Genomic DNA, 365 nt, shown 5'->3' with positions numbered 1-365 from the left:
TTTCTTGATACTGTTTAATTCTCTAAATAATTGAAACTGTGGCTAGGCGACAAGGAAGCGAGACTCCTGAGCATAGCTTGCCTATGTGATTGAGCGAGTGCGCGCAGTCAACAACGCCATCAGCTTCAAGTATGACGAGAATTTTAGCCCAAGCGTTTGACGCTCATAACATCTTTGATCTGCTCGACTCGGCTTGTCACTCGACTCAGAATCTCAATATTGGTCACTTCTAAATCGAAGTCCATTACCGATAGTTGACGTTTGTAGTCGATACGGCTCTTCATTGTCGTCACGCTGATCTTCTCGTTAGAGAACAGTGAAGTGATGTCTTTCAATAAACCATTGCGCTCTAGCGCTTCAACACG

Annotated in this window: 1 protein-coding gene; it reads right to left on the bottom strand. The window is 44.4% G+C overall.

The genetic code is table 11. The annotated features are described in order from the left end of the window. Window positions 1-143: 143 nt before the first annotated feature. Window positions 144-365 (bottom strand): ACT domain-containing protein (locus tag BCT81_RS02560; RefSeq protein ID WP_102423154.1); only part of this gene is annotated, 222 nt, incomplete at its 5' end.

This window comes from Vibrio sp. 10N.261.52.A1 (assembly GCF_002876325.1).
GTDB classification, from domain to species: Bacteria; Pseudomonadota; Gammaproteobacteria; order Enterobacterales; family Vibrionaceae; genus Vibrio; species Vibrio chagasii.
The sequence above is the reverse complement of the archived record's forward strand: the minus strand, read 5'-3'. Positions and strand labels throughout refer to the sequence as shown.